Source organism: Bradyrhizobium sp. BRP19 (assembly GCF_020194195.1).
Taxonomy (GTDB): domain Bacteria; phylum Pseudomonadota; class Alphaproteobacteria; order Rhizobiales; family Xanthobacteraceae; genus Bradyrhizobium; species Bradyrhizobium yuanmingense.
This window is the reverse complement of sequence record NZ_JADYVZ010000048.1, coordinates 1-5474: the sequence shown is the minus strand read 5'-3', so window position 1 is coordinate 5474 and position 5474 is coordinate 1. Positions and strand designations below refer to the sequence as shown.

Sequence of the window (5474 nt, the reverse complement as noted above, 5' to 3'; positions counted from 1 at the left end):
CTTTTTCGGCATTGCGGTGTCATCAATGACTAATACCGCATCCTTGCCGCCGACAAGCCGATCCGCCTGGTTGAGCAGCTCAGATTCCAGCGGTGATGCGTCCCAGACACCTTCGACGATGAAATGGTGCAGCTGATCGTAGTTGCCGGTTGCAAGGCGTTCTGCCATCGGCTGAACGCTCTTGCGATCGCCCGGGCCGATCAATCCCGCAACGTACAGGGGACACATCCGCTGCCGGTCTTATGACCCAACCGGTCCAGGAACGGCTTCAGCCAGCGTTCGAGTTCGTCTTCCCATTCCACCATGGTCAGCCCTCCAAGAGCCGACCACCCATGAATCATTGAAAAGTCGATTCGGGAATCCTAATAAAGAGCCCAAATCCAACAATCTGCCAAAGTAGTGCTAGTGTCCCGAGTCACAAGTTCGCAATCGTAGATTCGCATTAGATTCGCGTCGCTGTGCCAGAGATGGCGGCTGCAACAGCGACGGAGGATCTGATGGCGACCCAGCGACTTGCGCCCCTGGTATTGAGCGATGATGAGCGTGCTGAACTTCAGCCGCTGAGAATGCGGCGAAAGGCGGCGCAGGCGTTGGCTCTGAGAGCCCGGATCGCGCTGGCCTGCGCGGAAGGCGGTCAGAACAAGGAAGTGACGGCCAAGCTAGGCCTGGAGCGGGGGACGGTAGGCAAACGGCGGCGGGGCTTTGTGAAGCAGCGCGTGGCTGGGCTGCACGATGAGCCGCGCTCGGGAGCACCGAAACGTATCTGGCGGGCCTTCGGGCTCCAGCCGCACCGGCTGGAGACATTCAAGCTCTCGACTGATCCGAACTTCGTGGCCAAGGTGCGTCATGTCGTCGGGCTTTACGTCTCGCCACCGGCACACGCCATCGTCCTGTGTGTAGATGAAAAGTCTCAAATCCAGGCGCTGGACCGCAGTCGGCCGATGCTGCCGATGCGTCCCGGCCAGCCGGCCCGAAGGAGCCACGATTACAAAAGGCACGGCACCACATCGCTGTTCGCCGCCCTCGACATTGCGACCGGACGGGTTATCGGCAAGTGCTACGGACGGCACCGTGCCGCCGAGTTCCGCAAATTCCTGGACGAGATCGAGGCCGCTGTGCCGCGCCAACTCGACGTCCATCTCGTCATGGATAACTACGCCACTCACAAGACCCCGCTGATCCGGAAATGGCTGGCCAAGCGGCCGCGCTGGCATGTGCACCTGACCCTGACCAGTTCGTCATGACTCAATCAGGTCGAGCGCTTCTTACCGATTAGAAGATCAGGCGCCGCGTCTATCGCAGCGTAGCCGCCCTCAGGGCGGACATCGCCTCGTTCATCGAACGACATAACGCTGATCCCAAGCCGTTCCGATGGACCAAGTCAGCCGATGATATCCTTGCTTCCATCGAACGCTTCTGCCGTTACAATGCCCCGGTACAACACGACGCGATGTTGCGAACTTCTGGTTCAGGACACTAGACGCGATCCGGCAGACAGTTAGCTAAGTTCATCAAGCTCAGCGCCAGGCCTCATCCCGTCGTGACAGCCTGGCAGCCCCCTTTCAGGCCCATGGGACCGAAAGCCGGTTGGGGAGGGACTGACGGCGCTGCGCTAGGCACGGGGCGGAGCTTCGATCGGGCTCGTATTAATAGTGTAACGCCTGCGACATCGATTCGAATCCAATTGGAGGGAGGTTTCATCTACTCCCGGGACAGGTGCCTGCGACGTCACTGCCCCCTGCATTTCGTCGGAGAGACGCGTCGTGCCTCCTCGAAGAGCAGCAAAACACTATGCTTCGTGATTAGTCGAAGTGTTCGTGTCGGGCTAACGACAACTGTCGTGAAGCCAACATCGAACACAGAAACCCTAGACCAATTCACTCGCGCGCGCTGGCTCAGTTCCTGCATAGCAAAAGCCATCCATGCAGCGGGCGCCTCTTCTGAAGAACTGTTGTTCGGTAGCGGCGCGGCAAGATCTGGAAGTCTCACGTCATGCTCAAGGTATCGATTACTACCGTTCTGATGTGTGTCTCATGCAATGCCATCGCAAACGACGATTTGATGATGACAGCCAGACAGATCTTCAAACCGATCCCTTCTGGTATCCCCGCCCTAAAGGACAATCCCGTGACTACCGAGAAAGCGGAGCTCGGGAAGATGCTGTTCTTCGACCCTCGTCTGTCGGCGAGTGGGATCATTAGCTGCAATACCTGCCACAATCTTGGCACCGGCGGCGTAGACGCGGGTCCAACGTCAGTTGGTCACGGTTGGCAACGGGGAGCGCGGCGGGCGCCGACCGTCTACAATTCAGTGTTCAATGTCGCGCAATTCTGGGACGGACGCGCGCCGGATCTTAAGGCACAAGCCAAGGGGCCCGTTCAGGCGAGCGCCGAGATGAATGCGACTGCGGATCACGTAACGACCACACTGAATTCGATGGAAGATTATGTGGGCAAGTTCAAGCAAGCATTCCCGCGTGATACACCGCCGGTCACCTTTGACAATTTCGCGAAAGCGCTCGAGGCTTTTGAAGCGACGCTCACGACACCAGCAGCTCCGTTCGATGGATACCTGAACGGCGATGCCAACGCGCTGGATGACCACCAAAAGGCAGGATTGCGGCTGTTCGTGGACAAAGGCTGCGCCTCCTGCCACAACGGAATCAATATTGGTGGGCAGGAGTTTTTCGCGTTCGGCGTGATTGAAAGACCAGACAGCAAACTGCTTCCCCCAGCCGACCAGGGGCGTTTCGCGGTCACGAAGGCCTTCAGCGACCGATACGTGTTCCGCGCCGCCCCTTTGCGCAACGTTGCCCTGCGAGCTCCCTACTTCCATTCGGGTCAGGTTTGGACGCTCCAGGAAGCGGTAGGCATTATGAGTGAGGTGCAGCTCGGCGCCGAGCTCACCGAGAAGGAGAAGAACGATATCGTTGCGTTTCTTAATTCATTGACCGGCCGGTTACCCAAGATCGAATATCCGATACTGCCAACGCGCACAAAGGATACGCCGCCACCGTCCTTAGACAGATAGTGCTCTTGTTCACTATCCTGGTTGTTCCACGGTTTAGTCGCGGCGACGCAGCTCCGCTTTGCAGCTGCCGCAAGCCGGAGCGCGTTCAGGCTCGTCGAACCGATCTCTGAGATCGCACTGCTCCCTATCGCGAAGCACTGGATCAAGGTGAAGAGCGGCTTCGGTTCACGATGCCAGTGCAACACCTGCTAAAGGTGTTGTTGCGATGGGACGATGCTCAGCCTTGAGGAGCGCGGCCCTGGCCGGTCGCCACCCACGATCAGTCGGGAACTTAGGCGCAATTCCAAGCGAACGAAGGCTTGGGCCGGCGGCGACGAACCAATCCGCGTCCAGCAGGTGGCCGAGCGACGGCGGTTCCAAGGGAATGGCTTGATCGGACCCCAATCATCGATTTTGCTGAACTTGACCCTCAGAGTGTAAGTCGCACCATGGATGCGCGATTCCTCACAGCGTCGCGCAAGAGTTTGCTGCTGAGACACTGAATCGGCGCTGGCTTGCGACTGTTATGCCCGAACCATCAATGACAAGTTGGATCTCGTGCGCTCAGCTCCCACAACCTGCTTGGGCAGCACAGTGGAGGGTTTCCCCAGAGCATCGTGTCCGGATTACGACTAAACAATTCGCCTGACTTAGCGACAGCATGCCCTTCTTTTTGGCACCGACAGAACCACCAGCGCCGAGCTCTCCCGCGTGCTGGCGTCGTCGCAGCGTGCCTGTAGGTCATCGACAAGACGACATTTGGCTCGTGCTGCCCAGCAAAGCGATCTGACGATCTGCTGTAAGGCGACCGCGCGAGAGTGCACTGTGCGTGGTCGCGAATTGAGGATGATCTCGAACGGCACGGACGCACCTGATGCGCAATTCAGACGACCAGCTCTACTTAATGCCGAGCGCGCTCACGTCGGTGAAGTCGGACAGGGCCTTGGAAGAGGAGAACGTGAAGCTGAAGAAGCTTCTGGCCGAGCAGATGCTCGATGCCGCCGCACTTCGCGAGCTCCTTTCAAAAAATGGTAAGGCCCGCCGCTAAGCGCGCTGCGATCGCGCATCTGCAGGCTGTCATGAGCCTGTCGGAACGGCGGGCCTGCTGGCGTTGCAGGTGAACTCGGTGCCATGGTCGGACACGATCATTTCTCGCTTGCCGCGTCGCTGGACGATTGCCGTCAGTTCGCCGACCACGCGCCGCCCCGAGATCGACGTCTCCGGAATGGCGCCAGGCATTCGTTGGTGACGTCGTCGACGATGTTGAGGATGCGGAAGCGTCGGCCATTGGCGAACTGGTCGTGGACGAAGTCCAGCGACCAGCGCGCGTTCGGCCTCGCCTCGACCAGGATCGGGGCACGGGTCCCCACGGCCTTTGCGGCGAGCCCGCCTTTTGCAGACGGTGAGCCCTTCCTCGCGATAAAGCCGGTAGATCCGGTTGATGCCCGATGGCTCGCCCTCCCGCCGCAGCAAGACGTCCCGCTGCTTGACGGATTTGCAGCTCGACGCTTACAATCGAGCTCGCGAACCGAAGCATCTCGTGCTTATAAACGCTAGGATCCCTATGTGTGTCACCTCGCAACCGTGAACAGAGTCACTGGCGATTGGTTCACCAAGCATTTGGCCAACCAAATGGATCCTGCTGTTATCTGATTTTGATCAATGACGTTTCATTGCAGCCCTGCTTCTGAGCAGCCCGTCCGTCTCGTCAGACCTCCGATCTGACCGACCCCATTTGGTTACCCCAGGTGAGCCCTCAGCGACGCGCTCGCCATAGCAATGAGGTAACACCAGCAAATTTGTTGGTCGACGGCTATCCGTGGCCACAAGCTTGACGTATCAAGCTCTCTACCTTTGCCTTGACTCCTTGACCGAGAGAGCAGCGCACAGCTCCGGCATACCCCGCACAGTTCATCGCAATGACGGCTTATAGAGCTGAGGACCCATCATTGCCCTAAGGGCTGATGGGGCAGGCGGGTTATCAGGCTTACGGACTGTCGCCTGCCATTTGGAAATTGGAATACTCTAGCCATAGGCCCCGCCTCCGGACGCATTTCAAAGTCGGCCGGAGAATGTTCATTGACGTCATTTTCCTCCGTTCTTCCCATTGACTCGGAGGCGGGCTTTTCTGTCCAACTAGAAAAAGCCATCGCCATGTGTCCGATTTGCGACCTTACGTTAGAACATGACCTTGACTGTCCGATCTCTGACATGCTGTCGGTCTGGTACACTTCCTTGAAAAATTATCCCTTACTGATCAAGCTGTCGCGGTTGGCACAGGATTTGAACAGAGAGGTCCATCTACCGCAGCCGCCACGAAGCGGCGGCTACACTAACGTCGGCTGTGGCCTTTTGACGCAATGACACGAGCTGCCACATGGAGTCGGTCTCAATAGCACGTCACAAAAACTGCCCTCAATGTGGCTCTGCATTGGTCCACCTCGAGTGGCATGAACGCATCGGTG

At 58.3% G+C, this 5474-nt stretch carries 1 protein-coding gene and 4 pseudogenes; 3 read left to right on the top strand and 2 right to left on the bottom strand.

The window, feature by feature from the left end; genetic code table 11:
• Positions 1–341, bottom strand: a pseudogene (locus I6F36_RS38205) (transposase); the annotation flags it as partial.
• A 156-nt stretch (positions 342–497) separates the two neighbouring features.
• Here I6F36_RS38205 and I6F36_RS38200 point away from each other — a divergent pair.
• The 3 genes and pseudogenes from I6F36_RS38200 to I6F36_RS38190 all read left to right on the top strand — a co-directional run.
• A pseudogene (locus tag I6F36_RS38200) lies at positions 498–1480 on the top strand (IS630 family transposase).
• A 542-nt stretch (positions 1481–2022) separates the two neighbouring features.
• Complete coding sequence (locus tag I6F36_RS38195) at positions 2023–3030, top strand: cytochrome-c peroxidase (RefSeq protein WP_225129259.1); 1008 nt, start codon at positions 2023–2025, stop codon at positions 3028–3030.
• Between the two features lie 916 nt (positions 3031–3946).
• Positions 3947–4115, top strand: a pseudogene (locus tag I6F36_RS38190) (IS3 family transposase); the annotation flags it as partial.
• A 1-nt stretch (position 4116) separates the two neighbouring features.
• Here the strand turns inward: I6F36_RS38190 and I6F36_RS38185 are convergent.
• Positions 4117–4485: pseudogene (locus I6F36_RS38185) on the bottom strand (DDE-type integrase/transposase/recombinase); the annotation flags it as partial.
• Positions 4486–5474: the final 989 nt, after the last annotated feature.

Coding starts and splice junctions, on each gene's coding strand:
- I6F36_RS38195 (WP_225129259.1), top strand. CDS start 2,023: ATGTGTGTCTCATGCAATGCCATCGCAAACGACGATTTGATGATGACA.